Annotated in this window: 21 protein-coding genes and 1 tRNA gene; 17 read left to right on the top strand and 5 right to left on the bottom strand. The window is 63.0% G+C overall.

The features are described 5' to 3' along the window. Positions 1 to 36 precede the first annotated feature (36 nt). From glyA to D5400_RS14860, 8 genes are all read left to right on the top strand, one after another. Positions 37 to 1,356 (top strand): serine hydroxymethyltransferase, encoded by a 1,320-nt coding sequence (glyA, locus tag D5400_RS14895; protein ID WP_126010730.1) that lies wholly within the window; start codon positions 37 to 39, stop codon positions 1,354 to 1,356. A gap of 8 nt (positions 1,357 to 1,364) precedes the next feature. Then, on the top strand, positions 1,365 to 1,847 hold the full coding sequence (gene nrdR, locus D5400_RS14890) for a transcriptional regulator NrdR (protein ID WP_126010729.1): 483 nt from the start codon (positions 1,365 to 1,367) through the stop codon (positions 1,845 to 1,847). Further along, positions 1,840 to 2,964, top strand: a complete 1,125-nt coding sequence (gene ribD, locus D5400_RS14885) for a bifunctional diaminohydroxyphosphoribosylaminopyrimidine deaminase/5-amino-6-(5-phosphoribosylamino)uracil reductase RibD (RefSeq protein WP_126010728.1) — start codon at positions 1,840 to 1,842, stop codon at positions 2,962 to 2,964. Before nrdR ends, ribD begins: the two co-directional genes overlap by 8 nt. Beyond that, the gene (locus D5400_RS14880) at positions 2,964 to 3,569 is read left to right on the top strand and encodes a riboflavin synthase (protein WP_126010727.1); all 606 of its coding nucleotides are present in this window, start codon (positions 2,964 to 2,966) and stop codon (positions 3,567 to 3,569) included. Before ribD ends, D5400_RS14880 begins: the two co-directional genes overlap by 1 nt. 113 nt (positions 3,570 to 3,682) lie before the next feature. Continuing rightward, positions 3,683 to 4,141: a 6,7-dimethyl-8-ribityllumazine synthase gene (locus D5400_RS14875; protein WP_126010726.1), complete on the top strand. Its 459-nt coding sequence runs from the start codon at positions 3,683 to 3,685 to the stop codon at positions 4,139 to 4,141. Next, positions 4,138 to 4,689, top strand: a complete 552-nt coding sequence (gene nusB / locus D5400_RS14870; RefSeq protein ID WP_126010725.1) for a transcription antitermination factor NusB — start codon at positions 4,138 to 4,140, stop codon at positions 4,687 to 4,689. The genes D5400_RS14875 and nusB overlap by 4 nt, the downstream gene beginning before the upstream one ends. Next, a complete protein-coding gene (locus D5400_RS14865; protein WP_425364883.1) occupies positions 4,686 to 5,936 on the top strand; it encodes an MFS transporter in 1,251 nt (416 codons plus the stop codon). The genes nusB and D5400_RS14865 overlap by 4 nt, the downstream gene beginning before the upstream one ends. Positions 5,937 to 6,147: 211 nt before the next feature. Then, positions 6,148 to 8,286: a sodium-translocating pyrophosphatase gene (locus D5400_RS14860; protein WP_126010724.1), complete on the top strand. Its 2,139-nt coding sequence runs from the start codon at positions 6,148 to 6,150 to the stop codon at positions 8,284 to 8,286. 75 nt (positions 8,287 to 8,361) lie between these two features. Here D5400_RS14860 and D5400_RS14855 read toward each other — a convergent pair whose 3' ends face one another. After that, positions 8,362 to 8,877, bottom strand: a complete 516-nt coding sequence (locus D5400_RS14855; protein WP_404862194.1) for an outer membrane protein assembly factor BamE — start codon at positions 8,875 to 8,877, stop codon at positions 8,362 to 8,364. Positions 8,878 to 9,055: 178 nt separating this feature from the next. Here D5400_RS14855 and D5400_RS14850 point away from each other — a divergent pair, with 178 nt between their 5' ends. The 7 genes from D5400_RS14850 (at position 9,056) to D5400_RS14820 (ending at position 13,685) form a co-directional block, all read left to right on the top strand. Beyond that, positions 9,056 to 9,622, top strand: a complete 567-nt coding sequence (locus tag D5400_RS14850; protein WP_126010722.1) for a ubiquinol-cytochrome C chaperone family protein — start codon at positions 9,056 to 9,058, stop codon at positions 9,620 to 9,622. After that, on the top strand, positions 9,619 to 10,173 hold the full coding sequence (locus tag D5400_RS14845; RefSeq protein ID WP_126010721.1) for a YceD family protein: 555 nt from the start codon (positions 9,619 to 9,621) through the stop codon (positions 10,171 to 10,173). Before D5400_RS14850 ends, D5400_RS14845 begins: the two co-directional genes overlap by 4 nt. Positions 10,174 to 10,329: 156 nt before the next feature. Continuing rightward, positions 10,330 to 11,382, top strand: coding sequence for a phosphate acyltransferase PlsX (plsX, locus tag D5400_RS14840; RefSeq protein ID WP_126010720.1), 1,053 nt, complete (start codon positions 10,330 to 10,332; stop codon positions 11,380 to 11,382). 34 nt (positions 11,383 to 11,416) lie between these two features. Beyond that, the gene (locus D5400_RS14835) at positions 11,417 to 12,388 is read left to right on the top strand and encodes a beta-ketoacyl-ACP synthase III (protein WP_126010719.1); all 972 of its coding nucleotides are present in this window, start codon (positions 11,417 to 11,419) and stop codon (positions 12,386 to 12,388) included. Positions 12,389 to 12,505: 117 nt separating this feature from the next. Continuing rightward, a complete protein-coding gene (locus D5400_RS14830) occupies positions 12,506 to 12,841 on the top strand; it encodes an integration host factor subunit alpha (protein WP_126010718.1) in 336 nt (111 codons plus the stop codon). Positions 12,842 to 12,972: 131 nt separating this feature from the next. Then, complete coding sequence (locus D5400_RS14825) at positions 12,973 to 13,494, top strand: MerR family transcriptional regulator (protein WP_126010717.1); 522 nt, start codon at positions 12,973 to 12,975, stop codon at positions 13,492 to 13,494. Positions 13,495 to 13,608: 114 nt separating this feature from the next. Beyond that, positions 13,609 to 13,685, top strand: a tRNA-Pro gene (locus D5400_RS14820). Between the two features lie 17 nt (positions 13,686 to 13,702). Here D5400_RS14820 and hmuQ read toward each other — a convergent pair. Beyond that, entirely contained in the window at positions 13,703 to 14,017 is a 315-nt protein-coding gene (gene hmuQ, locus D5400_RS14815; protein WP_126010716.1) for a heme-degrading protein HmuQ, read from the bottom strand. Positions 14,018 to 14,217: 200 nt separating this feature from the next. Between hmuQ and D5400_RS14810 the strand changes: the two genes are divergently transcribed. Both D5400_RS14810 and D5400_RS14805 read left to right on the top strand, forming a co-directional pair. Further along, positions 14,218 to 15,261 carry an aldo/keto reductase gene (locus D5400_RS14810; protein WP_126010715.1) on the top strand — a complete coding sequence of 348 codons (1,044 nt, stop codon included), beginning with the start codon at positions 14,218 to 14,220 and terminating at the stop codon, positions 15,259 to 15,261. A gap of 16 nt (positions 15,262 to 15,277) precedes the next feature. Then, positions 15,278 to 16,306 carry an AbrB family transcriptional regulator gene (locus D5400_RS14805; protein WP_245451563.1) on the top strand — a complete coding sequence of 343 codons (1,029 nt, stop codon included), beginning with the start codon at positions 15,278 to 15,280 and terminating at the stop codon, positions 16,304 to 16,306. Here D5400_RS14805 and D5400_RS14800 read toward each other — a convergent pair. The 3 genes from D5400_RS14800 to D5400_RS14790 form a co-directional block, all read right to left on the bottom strand. After that, entirely contained in the window at positions 16,248 to 17,456 is a 1,209-nt protein-coding gene (locus D5400_RS14800; protein ID WP_126013346.1) for an O-antigen ligase family protein, read from the bottom strand. The two genes, D5400_RS14805 and D5400_RS14800, sit on opposite strands and share 59 nt — an antisense overlap. A gap of 80 nt (positions 17,457 to 17,536) precedes the next feature. Further along, a complete protein-coding gene (locus tag D5400_RS14795) occupies positions 17,537 to 19,096 on the bottom strand; it encodes an undecaprenyl-phosphate glucose phosphotransferase (RefSeq protein WP_126010713.1) in 1,560 nt (519 codons plus the stop codon). A gap of 47 nt (positions 19,097 to 19,143) precedes the next feature. Further along, complete coding sequence (locus D5400_RS14790; protein WP_126010712.1) at positions 19,144 to 20,325, bottom strand: glycosyltransferase family 4 protein; 1,182 nt, start codon at positions 20,323 to 20,325, stop codon at positions 19,144 to 19,146. Positions 20,326 to 20,328: the final 3 nt, after the last annotated feature.

Here is a 20,328-nt window from a genome sequence, read left to right as displayed (position 1 = left end):
GGGCGCCACGTCAAGAGCGAAAGGACTTCAGGGCCCATGTCCACTGCATCCCAGGCTTCCGCCAAGCGTTTCGCCGACGCTTTCTTCAATCGCTCGCTTGCTGAAGCCGATGCCGAGATTTTCGGCGCGATCGGCAAGGAGCTGGAGCGCCAGCGTCACGAAATCGAACTGATCGCATCCGAGAACATCGTCTCGCGCGCCGTCCTGGAAGCCCAGGGCTCGGTGATGACGAACAAATATGCCGAAGGCTATCCGGGAAAGCGCTATTATGGCGGCTGCCAGTTCGTCGATATCGCCGAAGAGCTTGCTATCGAGCGTGTGACCAAACTCTTCGGTTGCGGCTTCGCCAACGTGCAGCCGAATTCCGGCAGCCAGGCGAACCAGGCGGTGCTTCTCGCCCTGTCGAAGCCCGGCGACACCATTCTCGGCATGAGCCTCGATGCCGGCGGTCACTTGACCCATGGCGCCAAGCCCAACCTTTCCGGCAAGTGGTTCAATGCCGTTCAGTACGGTGTGGTCTCGTCCACCGGCCTGCTCGACTACGATCAGGTCGAGGAACTGGCCCGCGAACACAAGCCGGCGATCATCGTGGCTGGCGGTTCGGCCTATTCGCGCCAGATCGATTTCGCCCGTTTCCGCAAGATCGCCGACGAAGTGGGTGCCTATCTCTGGGTCGACATGGCGCATTTCGCCGGTCTCGTTGCCGGTGGCCAGCATCCAAGCCCGTTCCCGCATGCCCATGTGGCGACATCCACGACCCACAAGACGCTGCGCGGTCCGCGCGGTGGCATCGTCCTCACCAATGACGAGGCGATCGCCAAGAAGATCAATTCGGCTGTTTTCCCCGGTCTCCAGGGCGGCCCGCTGATGCATGTCATCGCCGGCAAGGCAGTGGCATTCGGCGAGGCGCTGACGCCTGAATTCCGCAACTATACGGCGCAGGTCGTAGAAAACGCCAATGTTCTCGCCGAAACGCTGGTCGAAGGTGGCCTGCAGATCGTGTCCGGCGGCACCGATACGCACCTGATGCTTGTCGACCTGCGTCCGAAGAACCTCACGGGCAAGGCTTCCGAAGCTGCGCTCGGCCGCGCCTACATCACCTGCAACAAGAACGGTGTACCGGACGATCCGGAAAAGCCGATGGTCACGTCCGGCGTTCGCCTCGGCACGCCAGCCGGCACCACCCGCGGTTTCGGCAAGGATGAGTTCCGCGAAATCGGCCGCCTGATCGTCGAAGTGCTCGACGGACTGAAGGCAGCCAACTCGGAAGAGGGCAATGCCAAGGTCGAGGAAGCCGTGAAGGCCAAGGTGATCGCGCTCACGGATCGCTTCCCGATCTATCCGCATCTCGGCTGACCGGCCTGATGCGCTGCCCCTACTGCTCGTCGGAAGACAGTCAGGTCAAGGATTCGCGTCCGGCGGAGGATGGTGCAGCCATCCGCCGCCGTCGCGTGTGCCCGGATTGCGGGGGCCGCTTCACGACCTTCGAGCGGGTACAGCTGCGTGAACTGACGGTCATCAAGAAGACCGGCCGGCGCGTGCCCTTCGACCGCGACAAGCTGATGCGCTCCTTCGAGATCGCGCTGCGCAAGCGGCCGGTGGAGCGTGACCGGATCGAGCGCGCCGTCTCGGCCATCGTCAGGCGTTTGGAAAGCTCCGGCGAACAGGACATCCAGTCCGAGCAGATCGGGCTTCTCGTCATCGAGGCGCTGAAGGCGCTCGATGACGTCGGCTTTGTCCGCTATGCCTCGGTCTATCGCGACTTTTCAGGCCCCGAAGACTTTGAGAACGTTATCAACGAACTGACCGCCCGCATCAATGCGGACACCACCGCTGCGAATGACTGACCGCGCTGAAGGCGCCGCGGTGACGGCCGACGATCGCCGCTTCATGGCAGCCGCGATCCGGCTGTCGCTGCGCCACTCAGGCCTGACCGGCTCCAATCCCTCCGTCGCGACCCTGATCGTTGCCGACACCGGTCACGGCCCGGTCATCGTCGGGCGCGGGGTGACCGCGCTTGGCGGCAGGCCCCACGCCGAAGCCGAGGCGTTGGCAGAAGCCGGCGAACGCGCCCGTGGCGCGACCGCTTATGTCACGCTGGAACCCTGCGCCCATCACGGCCGAACACCACCTTGCGCCGAGGCGCTGGCCCGGTCCGGCATCAGGCGCTTGGTGGCCGCGACGATGGATCCGGACCACCGCGTATCCGGCAAGGGCTTCGAGATCCTGTGCGCCGCCGGCATCGAAACCGTGCCCGGTGTGTTGGCGAAGGCCTCCGAGCACGCGCTGGCCGGCTATCTCATGCAGCGCACGAGCAGCCGGCCGCATGTGACTCTGAAAGCGGCAGTTTCGGCAGACGGCAAGATCGGCCGGGCCGGGGCAGGGCAGGTCGCGATCTCCGGAGACGTGTCGCGCGCGCAGTCCCATCTGATGCGCGCCGAAAGCGATGCGATTCTTGTCGGGATCAACACCGTACTCGAGGATGATCCGGCGCTGACATGCCGCTTGCCCGGGCTGGAGCGCCGGTCGCCGATCCGCATCGTCCTTGACGATCATCTGCGCCTGCCGCGCGACAGCCAGCTTGTGAAAACCGCGCGCGACGTGCCGCTCTGGGTCGCCACGACCAGCGAGGACGACAAGGCTCGCCGCGCGCTGGAAAGCGCCGGCGTCGAGATCGTCGCTTGCGCCCGCCACAATGGCCGCATCGCCTTGCCGGAACTTCTGGACGATCTCGGCGCACGCGGCATCTACACCCTGCTCGTCGAAGGCGGCGCTTCGGTTGCAGCGTCGTTCATCCGCGACGATCTTGTCGATCGGATCGCGCTTTTCACCAGCACCGTGACGGTCGGTGATGACGGCATTGACGCTCCGTTCACGTCCGCCACCGTGCTCGAAGGCTTTTCACCGGGCCGGACGATGCTTTATGGCAGCGATCGGTTCGAAGAATGGAAAAGAGAGCGCTGATGTTCACCGGGATCGTCACGGATATCGGCCGGGTGCTGGCCACGGAAAAGCTCGATCACGGGCTGAAGCTGCGCATCGCCACGTCCTATGATCCTGCCGGCATCGATATCGGCGCCTCGATTGCCTGCTCCGGCCCGTGCCTCACCGTGACTGCGCTTTCGGCGCCAAGCGACGAGCGCTGGTTTGAAGTGGAAGCTTGGGAAGAAGCGCTGCGGCTGACCACGATCGGCGACTGGACGGTCGGCGCGCGCGTCAACCTGGAACGCTCTCTCAAGATCGGCGATGAACTGGGCGGACACCTCGTTTCCGGCCACATCGACGGCACGGCGACCATTGTCTCCGTGAAGAGCGAAGGCGAGGCGACCCGCTTTACGCTGGAAGCACCTGCCGAACTGGCCCGGTTCATCGCGCGTAAGGGCTCCGTTGCGCTTGATGGCACGTCGCTCACCGTCAACGGCGTTGATGGTGCACGCTTCGACGTGCTTCTCATCCGCCATTCGCTCGAAGTGACAACCTGGGGCGAGCGCAAGGCGGGCGACCGCGTCAATCTCGAAATCGACCAGATGGCGCGCTACGCCGCACGGCTGGCGGAGTTCGCCGCATGAGATGCCGCTTGGCGGGCGATTAGGCTTGCCAAAGCGGACGGCACATGGTTTGACGCGCTCCACCCCCATATGACCCACGCATCGCCGCGTTCCGGCGCAAGGATACCCGTTTCATGGCGCAATCCGAGAAGCTTCATCTGTTGATCGTCGAGGCGCGTTTCTATGACGATCTCGCCGATGCTCTGCTCGAGGGCGCCAAGGCGGCTCTGGACGAAGCTGGCGCTACCTACGACCTCATCACCGTACCCGGTGCGCTGGAGATTCCGGCCGTCATCTCCATGGCGCTCGACGCGGCCGATGAAGGCGGCACCGATTATGACGGCTTCGTCGCACTCGGCACCGTCATCCGCGGCGAGACCTATCATTTCGAGATCGTGGCCAATGAATCGAGCCGTGCGCTGACCGATCTTGCCGTCGACGAGGCGATCGCGATTGGCAACGGCATCCTGACCGTCGAGAACGACGAGCAGGCATGGGTACGGGCACGCAAGGACGATAAGGACAAAGGTGGTTTCGCAGCGCGCGCGGCGCTGACCATGATCGCCGTCAAGAACAGGCTGAACGCAGCGTGAGCGACAAGGACCGACAGGAACAGACTTCAGGCCGCCCAGCCGGCGAGGTGAGACCCGCAAACCAGCGCGGCGCCGCACGCCTCGCTGCCGTGCAGGCGCTCTACCAGATGGACATTGCCGGCACCGGCGTGCTGGAAGTGATTGCCGAATACGAAAATCATCGCCTGGGCCGTGAGATCGACGGCGACACCTACCGGCAGGCGGATGCGGCATGGTTCCGCTCCATCGTGTCCGGCGTCGTTTCCGATCAGCGCAACCTCGATCCGCTGATCGCGTCGGCGCTGACGATGGATTGGCCGCTGTCGCGTCTCGATTCGACGCTCCGCGCGATCCTGCGTGCAGGAACGCTCGAACTGTCGACCCGCAAGGACGTGCCGGTCGCCGTGATAGTCACCGAATACGTCGATATCGCCCAGGCGTTCTATGTCGGCGAAGAGCCGAAGATCGTGAACGCGGTGCTCGACAGGCTCGCCCGCCAGTTGCGCGGCGACCGGTCACCTGCCCAAGGCGGGGCGGCCAGTTCCGACAAGGCTCCGTCGGTGAAATGAGCGCATCTGCCCGTGATCACATGAGCGGGCAGGGTTCTTCGACAGCAACAAGCGCGCGGCTCAACGCCATCGTTCTTGCGGCCGCGCAGGCGGTCGTGGGCGCTGCCGCCCCGATGACGATCTCCATGGGCGGCCTTGCGGGCTACTATCTTCTCGGCAGCGACAAATCGCTCGCGACCGCGCCGGTGACAGGCTTCACGGTCGGATTGGCGCTCGGTGCCTTCGGCGCGGCGGCCATCATGCGGGTGACGGGGCGTCGGCTGGGTTTCATGGTCGGTGCCGCGTTCACCGCAGCCGGCGGCGCGCTCGCAGCGCTCGCCCTTTGGATCGGCTCCTTCTGGTTCTTCGCATTCGCTCTGGCGATCATCGGCTGCGGCGGCGCCTTCGTTCAGCAATACCGCTTTGCTGCGGCCGACAATGCGCCTCCGCAGTTCAAGGCGCAGGCGATCTCCTGGGTGCTTGCCGGTGGGGTCTTCGCTGCCGTCATCGGTCCCCAAACGGTGATCTTCAGCCGGGAGATGTTCCCGACAGTCCCCTTCGCCGGCATCTTCGTAGCGATGATCGGGCTCGGCCTTCTTGGAGCGCTGATCCTGTCATTGCTGCGCGAAAGCAAGGATGTCGTCGTCGACCCGGCGACGCAGACGGCTGCCGATCGCCCGCGTCCCTTGCGCTACATCGTCACCCAGCGCAGCTTCGTCACCGCCATGGTGTGCGGGGTAGGCACCTACGCGCTGATGACCTTCATGATGACAGGCGCGCCGCTTGCCATGGTCGCCTGCGGCTTCTCGGCCGATCTCGCCACGCTCGGCATACAGTGGCACGTGATGGCGATGTTCGCGCCGAGCTTCTTTACCGGTCATCTGATCCGCCGGTTCGGAGAAGCGACCATTGTCGGCATCGGCCTCGCACTCTTGCTGGTCTGCGCCTTCATTGCCTTCATCGGCATCGAGCTTTGGAATTTCTGGCTGGCGCTGGTTCTGCTCGGGATCGGCTGGAACTTCGGCTTCATCGGCTCGACCGCCATGGTCACCGCAACGTACCGGCAATCGGAGAAGAACAAGGTGCAGGGCTTCCACGACGGCGTCCTGTTCTCGCTGGTGGCCGTGGCGTCGCTCGCCTCCGGCGGTGCGCTGAACCATTGGGGCTGGGAAGGCGTCTCGCTAGTCCTGGTGCCGATCGCGAGCTTCTGCCTCCTCGTGCTCGGGCTCCAGGTCGTGAGCGACAGGCAAAAGCACGCCTCCGCCTGAAGCGCCAGCCGCGGCGGCCAAACCGCCTCGAGCGGCTGCATCTTATAACTTTCTCCTTATGTTCAATGCACTTGACCGGGCTTGACCGTAGGGCAATCATCCCGCCCACTGCGACCGAGCGTCGCAGAGCCCGAGTGGCTTGGGCGATTCGGGAGGAAGGCGGCGTCGGGGACTCGAGGCGCCGAAAAGACCACCAGGAGGATTAAGAGGAATGAGCATTTTGATCGCCGTCATTGCTTGCGGCCTGCTTGCGATTGCCTACGCCATCTGGGCGACGCAATCGGTTCTCGCAGCCGACCAGGGCAATGCGCGCATGCAGGAAATTGCCGGTGCCATCCGCGAGGGCGCACAGGCCTATCTCTCCAGACAATATACGACCATCGCCATCGTCGGCGTCGTCGTCTTCGCTTTGACCTGGTGGCTTCTCGGGGCAACCGCAGCCGTGGGCTTCCTCATCGGCGCCGTGCTTTCCGGCGCTGCAGGCTTCATCGGCATGCATGTGTCGGTGCGTGCGAACGTCCGCACGGCCCAGGCCGCTGCACACAGCCTTTCGGCCGGTCTCGACATCGCATTCAAGTCGGGCGCGATCACCGGCATGCTCGTGGCCGGTCTGGCGCTGCTCGGTGTCTCCGTCTATTTCGCAATTCTGACGGGCATGATGGGCTATGCCCCAGGCGATCGCGTCGTCATCGACGCACTCGTTGCGCTTGGCTTCGGCGCATCGCTAATTTCGATCTTCGCCCGTCTCGGCGGCGGGATCTTCACCAAGGGTGCGGATGTCGGCGGCGACCTCGTCGGCAAGGTGGAAGCGGGGATCCCGGAGGACGATCCGCGCAATCCGGCAACGATTGCCGACAACGTCGGCGACAATGTCGGCGACTGCGCTGGCATGGCGGCTGACCTGTTCGAAACCTACGCGGTCACCATTGTCGCGACGATGGTGCTTGGGGCGATTTTCTTCGCCGGCACCGACATTCTGGCAAGCGTGATGCTCTATCCGCTGGCGATCGGCGCGGCCTGCATCGTCACCTCCATCATCGGCACGTTCTTCGTGCGTCTCGGCTCCAACGGCTCCATCATGGGCGCGCTCTACAAGGGCCTGCTCGTGACCGGGCTCCTGTCGATCATCGGACTTGGCGCCGCCACGTCACTGACCATTGGCTGGGGCTCGATCGGCCAGGTCGATGGCATGGACATCACTGGAACCAACCTGTTCCTGTGCGGCATCCTCGGTCTTGCCGTGACGGGCCTCATCGTCTGGATCACCGAATATTATACCGGCACCAACAAGCGGCCGGTCAATTCGATCGCCCAGGCATCCGTTACCGGCCACGGCACCAACGTCATCCAGGGCCTTGCCGTATCGCTGGAATCGACCGCACTGCCGGCGATCGTCATCGTGGCGGGCATCATTTCCACCTTCCAGCTCGCCGGCCTGCTCGGTACCGGTATCGCCGTCACGGCCATGCTCGGCATTGCGGGCATGATCGTCGCGCTCGATGCGTTCGGTCCGGTGACCGACAATGCCGGCGGGATTGCCGAAATGGCGGGACTTCCGCCGGAAGTACGCCGCTCCACCGATGCGCTCGACGCCGTGGGCAACACGACGAAGGCCGTCACCAAGGGTTATGCGATCGGATCGGCCGGCCTCGGCGCGCTCGTGCTTTTCGCTGCCTATTCCAACGACTTGGAGTTCTTCGCTGCGAATTCGGACCAGTATCCGTACTTCGCCGACATGGGCGACATCTCGTTCTCGCTCTCGAACCCCTACGTGGTCGCCGGCCTGATCTTCGGCGGTCTCATCCCCTACCTCTTCGGCGGTATCGCGATGACGGCCGTTGGCCGTGCAGCGGGTTCCATCGTGGAAGAGGTGCGGCGCCAGTTCCGCGAGGATCCGGGCATCATGGCCGGCACGTCCAAGCCGAACTATGCCCGCGCGGTCGACCTTCTGACCAAGGCCGCCATCCGGGAAATGATCATCCCGTCCCTGCTGCCGGTGCTGGCCCCGCTCGTCGTCTATTTCGGCGTGCTCTTGATCTCCGGATCGAAGGCCTCGGCATTTGCGGCGCTTGGCGCGTCTCTGCTCGGCGTCATCGTCAACGGCCTGTTCGTTGCCATCTCCATGACGTCCGGCGGTGGCGCATGGGACAATGCCAAGAAGTCCTTCGAGGATGGGTTCATCGACAAGGACGGCGTCAAGCACGTCAAGGGATCGGACGCTCACAAGGCATCGGTGACCGGCGACACGGTTGGCGATCCCTACAAGGACACGGCCGGACCAGCCGTCAACCCGGCGATCAAGATCACCAACATCGTGGCGCTGCTGCTTCTGGCAGTCCTCGCCCACTGATCCTCATCACAGGCAAAGAAAAAGGCTCCGGGGTCGCCCTCGGAGCCTTTTTGATTTGTGAACTTCAGCGCGGCGTCAGTAGGGGTTGCCGTCGCTCGTCTGGCCGAACGGGTTCGGAACCGCGCCGCCGCCTTCGCCGGGACCGGCAAGCAACTGGCCGAGGAAGGTGAGGTCGCGCCCGCCGGTCGGCGTCGTGCGCGAGATCAGGTCGAACACGCGACCATCCTGCAATGTGTAATTGGCGATCTGACGAACCATTCCTTCGGATGAGAAGTAAACGGCGAGCACGCGCTGATCGACGAGACGCGGCTTCATGAAGGCGACGGGACGGCTGCGCGTCTGCGAGATGTAATAGAAGACCTCGTCATTGTCGAAAGTCGCGGTCGTGGACGGCGTGCCGAGCGAAAGCAGAACCTGTTCGCGGCTGGAGCCGACCGGCACCAGGGCCAGCGTGTCCTCGTCGAGCACGTAGCCTTGCTTCAGAACTTCCGATGTCGAGCAACCCGAGACGACCATGGCGCCGGACAGTGCGACAACAGCCACACCGGCACGCAGGATCGTACCGCCATACTTGAAATACCGTCGCGTCAACGACATCTCCCTTCATGATCCTGTCACTGCAAGAATTGCCGGCGACAGTGTACGGCGCAGTGTTGGCCACCGCAGCCCATTTGCTTTTCAGGCTCGCTTCGGTAAACCAGCCGCCGTTGAGTTGCAACATGCCCGAGGCGGGCACGGCTCCTTGAGAAACCGAGACCTGGGCGATTTGATGATTTTTTCACTATTCGGCCGCAGAAAGACCAACCAGCGCGTCGTCGACGATACCTATGTGCATCTGACCGAAGCGGCACGTCAGCCGCTTTTCTATGAACGCTTCGGCGTGCCTGACACGGTCATGGGCCGTTTCGAGATGGTGGCGATGCATATGGTGCTGTTCCTGCGTCGTGCCGGCCAGGCCGACGGGCCACTCCGCGCCTTTACCCAGGAGATGGTCGACACGTTCTTCCAGGACATCGACCATTCGATCCGTGAGATCGGCATCGGCGATACCGGCGTGCCGAAGCGCATGAAGAAATTTGCCAAGATGTTCTACGGCCGCGTCGAATCCTACAGTGTGGCGCTCAACGCGGGCGACCGGGTTGCCCTGTCGGAAGCATTGTCGCGCAATGTCCACCCGACGCTCGCATTTTCCCGCGATAGCGCCGAGGGACGGGGCATGCACGCACTGGCCGATCATCTGTTTGCGCTGGAGGCGCATCTCGCCGGTCAGCCTGATGGCTCGATCATGGATGGGCGCCTGTCCTTCGTCGTGCCGGAAGTGAGGGAGGCCGTATGAGAGACCCCGTTCAGCCATTTTCGTTCGCCGTCAAGGTCGGCCATGTTTCGGCCAACCCGATCACCGTCCACATGGATGCGGATGAGCGGGAACGTGCTGCCCTGGCCAAGACATGGGGCGTTCTCTCCGTCAACGCATTCTCCGCAGACTTTTCCGTGGTGCGCTGGAAGCGCGACGGCATCCGCCTGTTCGGCACGGTGCATGCCGTGCTGGAGCAGGCCTGCGTGGTGACGCTCGAGCCGATCGAGCAGACTATCGAGGAAGAGATCGAAGTGCTCTTCGTGCCGGAAGGGTCCAAGCTCGCCCGCAATGAAGCCGTCAACGGCGAGCTGATCATCGATGCCGATGCCCCCGATCTGCCGGAGGTGTTCGCCGGCGATACGATCGATGCCGGCGCAGTCGCCGCGGAATATGCCGCGATGTCGATCGACCAATATCCCCGGAAGCCAGGGGTCGGGTTCGTCACACATATCGAAAGCGATGGCACAGAGGCTGACGCCAGACCGTCGCCATTCGCGGTGTTGAAGGGCTGGAAGGGCGACAGCCAGTGAGAATGGAAAGCGCCGCGGCAAAGCAAGCCACGGCCGCTCATTCTGGTGACACCGCTTCTTTTTCGCCTCTGTCGAGTTGTGTGACGGCGCAAAAACAGTATTTTCGGCCCCGCTCAGGAGCCGTTCGGCCCCCGAAAGCAGATTGGACGAGATAGCGTGATTACAGTTTCCCTCGATGCGATGGGCGGCGACGAAGGCCCTGCGGTGGTCATTCCGGGCGCTGCAAAGGCTCTCGAGCGCTATCCAGACGTGCGGTTCATCATCTACGGGATCGAATCGCAGTGCCTTCCGGTTCTGGAACGCTTTCCGAAATTGCAGGCGGCGAGCCGGTTCGAAGCTTGTGAGATCGCAGTTCGAATGGACGACAAGCCGAGCCAGGCGCTCCGCAAGGGCCGCTGGCGTTCCTCCATGTGGAAGGCGATCGAGGCGGTAAAAAGCGGAGAGGCCGATGTCTGCGTCTCGGCCGGCAACACCGGCGCTTTGATGGCGATGTCCAAATTCTGCCTGCGTACCATGGCCAACATCGAACGTCCGGCCATTGCCGCGATCTGGCCGACGCTCAAAGGCGAGAGCATCGTGCTCGACGTCGGAGCGACAGTCGGCGCAGATGCCCAGCAGCTGATCGATTTCTCCGTCATGGGTGCGGCCATGGCCCGCGCGCTCTTCGGCGTGAAGCGGCCGACTGTTGGCCTCCTCAACATCGGTGTCGAGGAAATCAAAGGCCAGGAAGAGGTGAAGGAAGCAGGCCGGCTCCTGCGCGAGGCCAAGTTCCTCGATCTCGACTATCACGGCTTCGTGGAAGGCGACGATCTCGGCAAGGGCATCGTCGATGTCGTGGTGACCGAAGGCTTTGCCGGCAACATCGCGCTGAAAACCGCTGAAGGCACGGCGCGCCAGATCGCGTCCTACCTGAAATCTGCCATGTCGCGCACATGGCGAGCCAAGATCGGCTACATGTTTGCGCGCGATGCTTTTCAGCGGCTGAAGGAGAAGATGGATCCGCGCCGCGGCAATGGCGGTGTGTTTCTCGGCCTCAACGGCATCGTGATCAAAAGCCATGGCGGCACCGACGTGGAAGGCTTCGCGGCTGCCGTCGAAGTCGGGCTCGACATGGCGCGCAACGATCTGCGCAAGAAGATCGAAGCGGATTTGAACCTCTATCACGCGCGCCGGGCGCCGGCGCTGGCACGGGCCGAAGCCGCGATTTGACGCGGCGTCCATCTCTGCCGGAACGGGAAATTTGATGATCAGAACAGTCGTCCGGGGCGTTGGTTGTGCATTGCCCAAGCGCATCATGCAGAACCGTGATTTCGAAAATGTGGTCGAGACCAGCGACGAGTGGATCGTCCAGCGCACCGGCATCCGCCAGCGTCACATCGCAGGCGAGGGCGAAACGACGGCATCGCTCGGTGAAGCGGCCGCACGGGCTGCGCTCGACAATGCGGGGCTGACACCCGACGACATCGACCTGATCATCCTGGCCACCTCGACACCGGACAACACGTTCCCTGCGACGGCCGTCAACATCCAGGCACGCCTTGGCATGACGCATGGCGCAGCCTTCGACGTTCAGGCCGTCTGCACGGGCTTCGTCTATGCGCTCACGACAGCCGATCTCTACATCAAAGGCGGGATGGCCCGCCGCGCTCTCGTTATCGGCGCTGAAACCTTCTCGCGCCTGCTGGACTGGAACGATCGCACAACTTGCGTGCTCTTCGGGGATGGCGCCGGCGCGCTGGTGGTCGAGGCCGCGGAAGGCGAGGGCACGGTTGCCGATCGCGGCATTCTGACGACCCACCTGCGCTCCGACGGCTCCCACAAGGAAAAGCTCTATGTCGACGGTGGACCGTCCACCACCGGCACCGTCGGCCATCTGCGTATGGAGGGCCGCGAGGTCTTCAAGCATGCAGTCGGCATGATCACCGATGTCATCGAGGCTTCCTACGAATCCACCGGCCTGTCCTCGGACGATCTCGACTGGTTCGTTCCCCATCAGGCCAATGTGCGGATCATCGACGCGTCGGCCAGGAAACTCGGCATCGCGCCGGAAAAGGTCGTCATCACCGTCGATCGTCACGGCAACACGTCTGCCGCCTCCATCCCGCTGGCGCTGGCGACGGCTGCAGCCGATGGCCGCATCAAGAAGGGCGATCTCGTCCTGCTCGAGGCCATGGGCGGCGGCTTCACCTGGGGTGCCGTCCTCGTTCGCTGGTGATCGGCGCCCGCTCCGAAAGCATCAGGCGTGCTTCCTTGACGCGTCGCTCAAAGGCCAATAATCTCAATTCATTGGAACGTGTTTTGACATTCGTTTTCGACATTTCGGAACGGGATTATGAGCGGAAAAACGATTACCAGAGCTGACCTGGCCGAGTCCGTATTCCGCAAGGTGGGCCTTTCCAGAACCGAATCTGCCGCCTTGGTCGAGATGGTCATCGAAGAAGTCTGCAACGCCATCGTGCGGGGGGAGACTGTCAAGCTGTCGTCCTTCGCGACGTTCCAGGTTCGTGACAAGAACGAGCGCGTCGGTCGAAATCCCAAGACGGGCGAGGAAGTGCCGATCTCGCCGCGCCGCGTCATGACCTTCAAGGCTTCGAACGTACTGAAGCAGCGCGTGTTGAAGACCCACCGCGTCCGCCAGACCGGACAGAAGATCGCTTCCACCGCCTGACCGGCCAAGGTCGCTCCACCGAATTCTGTGCACCACATGCGCCCGGGGCTTGAAATAAGTCCGGCAAGCGATTGAAATGCATGCCATTAGGCCCCCTCGATGTGGTGCCCCTCGTTGCGACGGAGGTTGGCATGGAAAAAAGTCCAGACGCGTTTCGCACGATCAGCGAGGTCGCAGACGACCTTGATCTGCCCCAGCACGTCCTGCGGTTCTGGGAAACCCGGTTCACCCAGATCAAGCCGATGAAGCGTGGCGGCGGGCGGCGCTATTACCGGCCCGACGATATCGAGCTTCTCAAGGGCATCCGCCATCTGCTCTACGATCAGGGCTACACCATCAAGGGTGTGCAGAAGCTTCTGAAGCAGAACGGCCCGAAATTCGTAATCGCTGTCGGCAATGGCGATGTCGCGTCGATGGAAGCGTTGACTGCCGAAGCGGCAACCAATGCGCCGAGCATCGAGGCCGCCGAACCGGATCAGGTCATCGGCCGCCCCAAAGTGCCGACAGGTCGCCGATTCTTCGGCTTCGGCGGCGAGGGCGACAAGGCTGCCGCGATCGACAGCGCTGCGCTGTCGAAGGAAAACAAGGCGCTGCTGCAGGAGGCGCTGTACGATCTCTTGGAATGCAAACGCCTTCTGGACCAGGTTCGGTAACCCATTGGCCCAGCGGCGCGCCGCCCCATGAAATTGCGCTTGGAATTGCGCGGGGGCGGGCTTGCCTTGATCGCGGTGAACGACTAGACAGTCCGAGCCTTCATGAAGGCAGGTCGGAGCGTAGCGCAGCCCGGTAGCGCACTTGACTGGGGGTCAAGGGGTCGTGGGTTCGAATCCCGCCGCTCCGACCATTTCTCCCCCAAAAGTTTCATGCCCCCTCGACGATTGTAAAACCCTCAAATTGCGGTGGGCCGAGATACTCGGCTTTCGTGTCGCCGGCATTGCGATGTGCCTGACGGAACGCTTCGGATTTTGTCCAGTCCTTGAACGCCGCTTCCGACGCCCAGACCGTGTGCGAGGCGAAAAGCGTGTAGCCCTCATCCTCATGGACCGGCCCGCGTAGAAGATGGAACTCCTTGAAGCCCGGCACGTCTGCGAGCGACGAACTGCGATTCTTCCAGATATCCTCGAACGCCGTTTCCGACCCGGACTTCACCTTGAAGCGGTTCATGGCAATGAACATGCGATCTCCTGTTCCAATTGGCACGGCATGGAACATGGCGCTGCCGGGCCGCTGGATCAACCGCGCTCACGCGGCAACCGGCGCAAGGAATGAGTGCCTCCGCCACCCAAGGGGTTGAAAAAGCGGTGGCGGCTGGTCAAGAAGAGAACTGCCGGTGGCGGCCGCCGCATGGCTTTTCACGACAAGCATGAGGATGCGCGATGATCTACCGCAAGCTCGGTCGCACGGATATTGACGTCAGTGCCATCTGTCTCGGCTCGATGACCTGGGGCACGCAAAACAGCGAGGCCGAGGCACACGAGCAGCTCGATTACGCGGTGGAGCAGGGCGTCAATTTCATCGACACCGCGGAGATGTACCCAACGAACCCAATGTCGAAGGAGACGATGGGCGACACCGAGCGCTTCATCGGCAGCTGGCTCGCGCGCTCCGGCCGCCGCTCGGATGTGGTGATCGCCTCGAAGATTACCGGGCCGGGCAGGGACTATTTGCGCGGTGGTCGCAAGGTCGATCGCGCCGGCATTCTGGAGGCCGTGGACGAGAGCCTGAAGCGCCTGCAGACGGATTACATCGATCTCTATCAGCTCCATTGGCCAAACCGTGGCTCCTATCACTTCCGTCAGTCCTGGAGCTTCGATCCCTCGAAGCAGGACAGGCAGCAGGCGCAGGATGACATCACCGAAGCACTGCATGCGCTGGACGAGGTGGTGAAGGCCGGCAAAGTGCGCCATGTCGGGCTGTCGAACGAAAGCGCATGGGGCACGGCGCAGTATCTGAAGATTGCAGAAGCGGGCGGCCTGCCGCGCGTGCAGTCGATCCAGAACGAATACAGCCTGATGCAGCGCATCTTCGATCTCGATCTTGGCGAGCTTGCCCATCACGAAAATGTCGGCCTGCTTGCCTATTCGCCGCTCGCCGCGGGCCTTCTCACAGGCAAATACCAGGGTGACGTGACGCCAGCCGGCACACGCCGCGCGGCAACGCCGGATCTCGGTGGCCGCATTGGCGAAATCTCGTTTGCCGTCGTCGAGGAATATCTCGCGGTTGCGCGCAAGCACGGACTCGATCCATCCCAGATGGCGCTCGCCTTCTGTCTGACCCGGCCCTTCATGACGTCCGTGATCATCGGCGCGACGACGATGACACAGTTGCGCACTAACATCGCCTCCGTCGACGTAACGCTCGGGGACGACGTGCTGGACGACATCCAGGCCATCTACCGCCGCTACCCGGTCCCGATGTGAGTCACGCCCGGTGACCATGCGGCAGATCAGCGACACGGCGATCATCCTCGCGATCGCTGCTGTCGGGGCAGTCATCGCCACGCTCATCGGCTTTCCGGCGCCGTTCTTGACCGGCCCGGCTGCAGCCGTGTCGCTCGCGGGCGTCGCCGGGGCCCGGTTGACCTTGCCTATGCCGCTCGTCAACTTCGCGCTGATCATGATCGGCATGAGCATCGGCACGGGCGTAACGCCCGAAGTCATCGACACGGCGCGCCAATGGCCGGCAAGCTTCATCGTGCTCGCGCTCAGCCTCGTCGTCATCATGATCGCGACGAGCCGCTACCTGATGCGAGCCCATGGCTATGACCGGAACACGGCGCTGCTTTCGGCGGCGCCCGGCCATTTGTCCTATGTCCTGTCGCTGTCGTCCGACCTCGATGCCGATATCCGCAAGGTCAGCATCGTGCAGTCTATCCGTGTTCTGGCGATCACGCTCATCATCCCGGTCGCGATCACCGCAATGGGCGGCAGCACTAGTCTTCCCAGCACCGCGCTGGCGACGATGGAGCCGCTCGCGATTGCACTGATTTTCGTCGCGTCGTTGGCTGCAGGCATGCTGTTCAAGAAACTGCAGGTTCCGGCGGCGCTTCTTATCGGCGGCATGGTGATTTCGACCTTCACCCATCTCACCGGCATCGTGTCCGGCGTCATGCCGAATTGGCTTCAGATGCCGGCCTTCCTGGTGATGGGGGCCATGATCGGATCGCGCTTCTCGGGCGTGACACCACAGATGCTGAAGAGTTCGGTCGCGGCAGGTTTCGCCATCACCGTGCTGGCGACGGCGCTCGCCGGAGCTTTTGCGGCCATCATCGCGATCTCGCTCGGCCTGCCGATGACACAGGTGCTGATCGCCTTCGTGCCGGGTGGGGTGGAGGCGATGGTGGCGATGGCGGTTCTGCTCGACGTGGATCCGGCCTTCGTGGCCGCCCATCACGTCATGCGGCTCTTTATCTTGACCGCGCTGGTGCCGCTGCTGCTCGGGCGCCAGAAGAAGCCGCAGACCTGACGCGTTCGCGCTGATACCGCGCTTCCAGCGCAAAGCATCCCCAGAGAATACCAAGCAGCAGATAGAAATGGCGCCAGTGATCCGTGTCGATCACGGTGCCAATGAGGGTGTGCCCGAAGAAGACGATGTAGGTCGTCAGCAAAAAGGGCTGCCACGGCCGGTCGCGCAGCAGGTAACGGAAGCCGAGCGTCAGCGTCCAAATCATCAGGCCGAGATAGGTGACGAAGCCGAGCCAGCCGTAGTCCATCAGCGCCTTCAGCCAGATGTTGTGTGTGTCTTCGCCGTAGATCGTGCCGAAGACAACGGCACCGACGCCGAGCGGCTTCTCCATGGCCAAGATGAAGCCGATCTTGTGACGTTCGAAACGGCCAAAGCGCGCGCCGTCGTAGTCCTGTACGAGCTGGGCGCGCACCGTGAAGAGATCCGACACCGCATCAAACTGCAGCGCCACAGCGAGCGCGCCGATCATCGCCAGGATCGCGCAGAGCGCCAGCGTAAAGATCCGCAGGCGGAACTTGCCGCTCTGCGAGCTGATCAGCATGGCAAAGACCATGATCACGATGCTGACGGCGTAGAGCCCCCAGGCGGCGCGCGAGAAGGACAGAAAGATCGCAAAGGTCAAAATGAGGAGGGCACCGAGTTTCAATGGTGCGGCCGTGATCTTGCCGGTCAGCAGGCTATGAATGAGATAGAGCGCCGGTAGCACGAGATACGGGCCGAAGACGTTCGGGTCCTGAAAGGCGCCGCGCGCGCGATCGTAGAGCGTGAACATCTCGCCGCCGGGAATCGCGCCGAAGTAGCCGAGAATGCCGAGCATGGCGGTTGCCAACGCGCCAAACACATAGGCGAGAAAAATCAGGTTCAGTCGACGGTGGTCGGCCTCGATGATGACGGCAAAGAAGATCGAGGTCAGCGCCAAGAAAAGCGACACCGCCATGTAAAGCGGCCCGCCGTCCAGATTGGCCATCTGGGTCAGCGCAATCAGCCCGCCGACATTGAACAGGATCAGCAGCCCGATCAGCGGCATAATCGCGCGCGACAGGGATATGCCGAAGACGGCCCAGAGCCCGATCAGGCCGACCATGAAGAGTTCGTAGGGCGCCGGTTCGTTGATGACGAAGCCGGAGAGGAACACGCCGAACGCCACCATCGCCGCGCCGACCAGGCGGAACGAATGAGAGACCGGCGCCGAAGCCGGCCGGAACGTCTCGTGGGCGTGGCCGACGAGGCTCAATAGGCGTTCTCCGTATTGAGCAGACGCAGCGGCGTTAGAAACAGAATCTTGAGGTCGAGGAAGAGCGACCAGTTCTCGATGTAGTAGAGATCGTAGGCCGTCCGCTGCTTGATCTTCTCGTCGCTGTCGATCTCGCCGCGCCAGCCATTGATCTGCGCCCAGCCCGTCACGCCTGGCTTTACGCGATGACGGGCGAAGTAGCCATCGACCACCTCGACGAAGAGTCGGTCGCGCGTCTGCGCCATCACGGCGTGGGGGCGGGGGCCGACGAGCGACAGGTTGCCTTTGAGCACGTTGAAGAGCTGCGGCAGTTCGTCGATCGACGTGCGGCGAATAAAGCGGCCGACTGGCGTCACGCGCGGGTCGTGTTTCGTGACGGCGAGCAAGGCCGTCGGGTCGCTCATCTCCGTGTACATCGACCGGAATTTGAAAACCTCGACCTCCTCGTTGTTGAAGCCGTGGCGCTTCTGCTTGAAGATGATCGGACCCTTCGAGGTCGTTTTGACGGCGATCGCGGCTCCAAGCATCACCGGCCAGAGCACCATGATCGCACCCAACGAAAAGCAGATGTCGAAGATGCGCTTGGCAACCGAATCCCAATCGCGGATCGGTCGATCGAAGATATCCAGCATCGGCACGTCGCCGACATAGGAATAGGAACGCGGCCGGAAGCGGAGCTTGTTGGTGTGGGCCGCCAGTCGGATATCGAGCGGCAGCACCCACAGCCGCTTCAACAGTTGCAGAACGCGCGCCTCCGCCGTGATCGGCAGCGCAATGATCAGCATGTCGATGCGCGCGCGGCGAGCGAAATCCACGAGATCGGTCGTGTTGCCGAGCTTTGGATAGCCGGCGACCATGCTCGGCGACCGAGCCTCGTCACGATCGTCGAAGAGGCCGCAAATGCGGATATCGTTGTTCGGCTGCTGCTCGATCTGGCGAATGAGGGTCTTGGCGGTCTCTCCGCCGCCGACGATGACGGCGCGCCGTTCCATCGTGCCGTCGCGTGCCCAGCGCTTGATGGCGAAGGCGGTAAACTGGCGGCTGACGAAAAGGAACGCGCAGCCGAAGAGGAACCAGGCTGCGATCCAGAGGCGCGAGAATTCCTCGCCGATCTTGAGGAAGAAAGCGGCCACCGCCATGATAGCGATCGTTGCGCACCAAGCGATCAAAGCGCGCTTGAGCGTTCGCATCGGCGTTCTAAGCGCCGGAACCTGATAGGCGTCGGCCGCCTGGATGAGGAAAACGGCAAGCAGGGAGCCGATGAGGATGGATGTCGGGTAGCTGATCGCGAAGGCTTCCTGCGGCAGCACGTAGATCAGATAGATGCCCATGGCGCCCAGAAAGAGCCCGGCGAATTCGAACAGGCGCAGGAGCCCGACGATCATGCGCGGCGAATAGCTTTCTTCGCGCAGCTGCGAAGCGATCTGGTCGGCCAGCCGTCGAGTTTCCTCAGATACGCTTGCCCCAGGCGCTGCTGTCGGCCCGGTTTCGCTGCTGGCGAGCTGCTCGCGAAGCGCCTGCGGGTCGAACAGCGGGGCACGTTTCTCGTTCTTCATGAGCGCACGGACCTCTTCATCGATCCACAACGCCTATCAGGAAGGAGCTAAGAAAGGCTTGATGGGAAGCGTTTGAGGCCCCGCGCCTTCGCCTCGGCAAGCGCTGCGCCATAGGCCGACATGACGCCGTCGGCCATGGTTGCCACCGAGAAGCGCTGCGCGAACTGCGCCGAGTCGGGCATGGCCGCGTTGAGGCTCGAAGGGTCCAGAATGGCCCCCGACATTGCCGCTGCAAGCGAGGGGGCGCTGCCTGGCCCGACCAAGGCGGCGCTGTCTGTGCCCAGGATTTCGGGAATACCGCCGACGCGGGTGGCGATGACGGGCTTTCCACCAGCGACCGCTTCCAGCACGATATAGGGCATTGCTTCCGCTCGTGACGGCACGACCACCGTCCGCGCCATCGCGAACGCCTCGCGCGCCGGCATGGCGGGGCGCATGGTGACTCGGTCTGCCAAACCGAGTGTTTGGAGTGTCGATTGATAGCGCGGCTTGTCGTCGCCATCGCCAACCATCAAGGCCGAAAGCGATCGCCCCGACAGCCGCTCCGCCTCGACAAACGCGTCGATGAAGACGTCCGGGCCCTTCAGGTCCCGCATCATGCCGATATAGAGGAAGTCGACCGCGGGCGCGCTCAACCCAACGGGCTCGAACTCGGCGGGGCGCAGGCCGTTATAGACCGTTTGGGAAGCGGTGCGCGGCGGTCCGATCTTTCGCGCGTAGACGTTGCCCTCGTAGTCGCAGACGAAGACGAGCCGATCCGTCATGCGTTCCAGGAAGCGCTCGATCGCGAAGAACACGCGGCCCTTGGTCGAGCCGGGGTCGTAATGCAGGCTTCCGCCATGCGGGGAATAGAAACGGGCTACGCAATACCCAGATGCCCGTAGGAACGTGCCGGCGAGCCGGGCATAGGCGCCACCTTTGGCGCCATGCCCATGCAACACATCCGGCCGCAATGCCTTGATTTCTCTGTAGCTCTTTATCCCGGCGCTGAGATCGCTGGGGCTGATGGACCGCTGCATCGGCAGCCGGGTCAGACCCAGCGCCAGATGCGGACGAATGCTTTCGAACAGCGCGTCTTCGTAAGCGCCGCCTGTTGAACTGTCGCAGACGATGCCGACGGCATGTCCCTGTTGGCTATGGCGTTCCGCCAGATCGCGCACATGGCGGAAAATCCCGCCGACGGGCGATCGAAAGCAGTGAATGATGCGCAGCGGTCCTTGATTGGACATCTG

This window comes from Georhizobium profundi, assembly GCF_003952725.1.
Classification (GTDB): domain Bacteria; phylum Pseudomonadota; class Alphaproteobacteria; order Rhizobiales; family Rhizobiaceae; genus Georhizobium; species Georhizobium profundi.
This window is presented reverse-complemented; position numbering and strand designations above follow the sequence as displayed.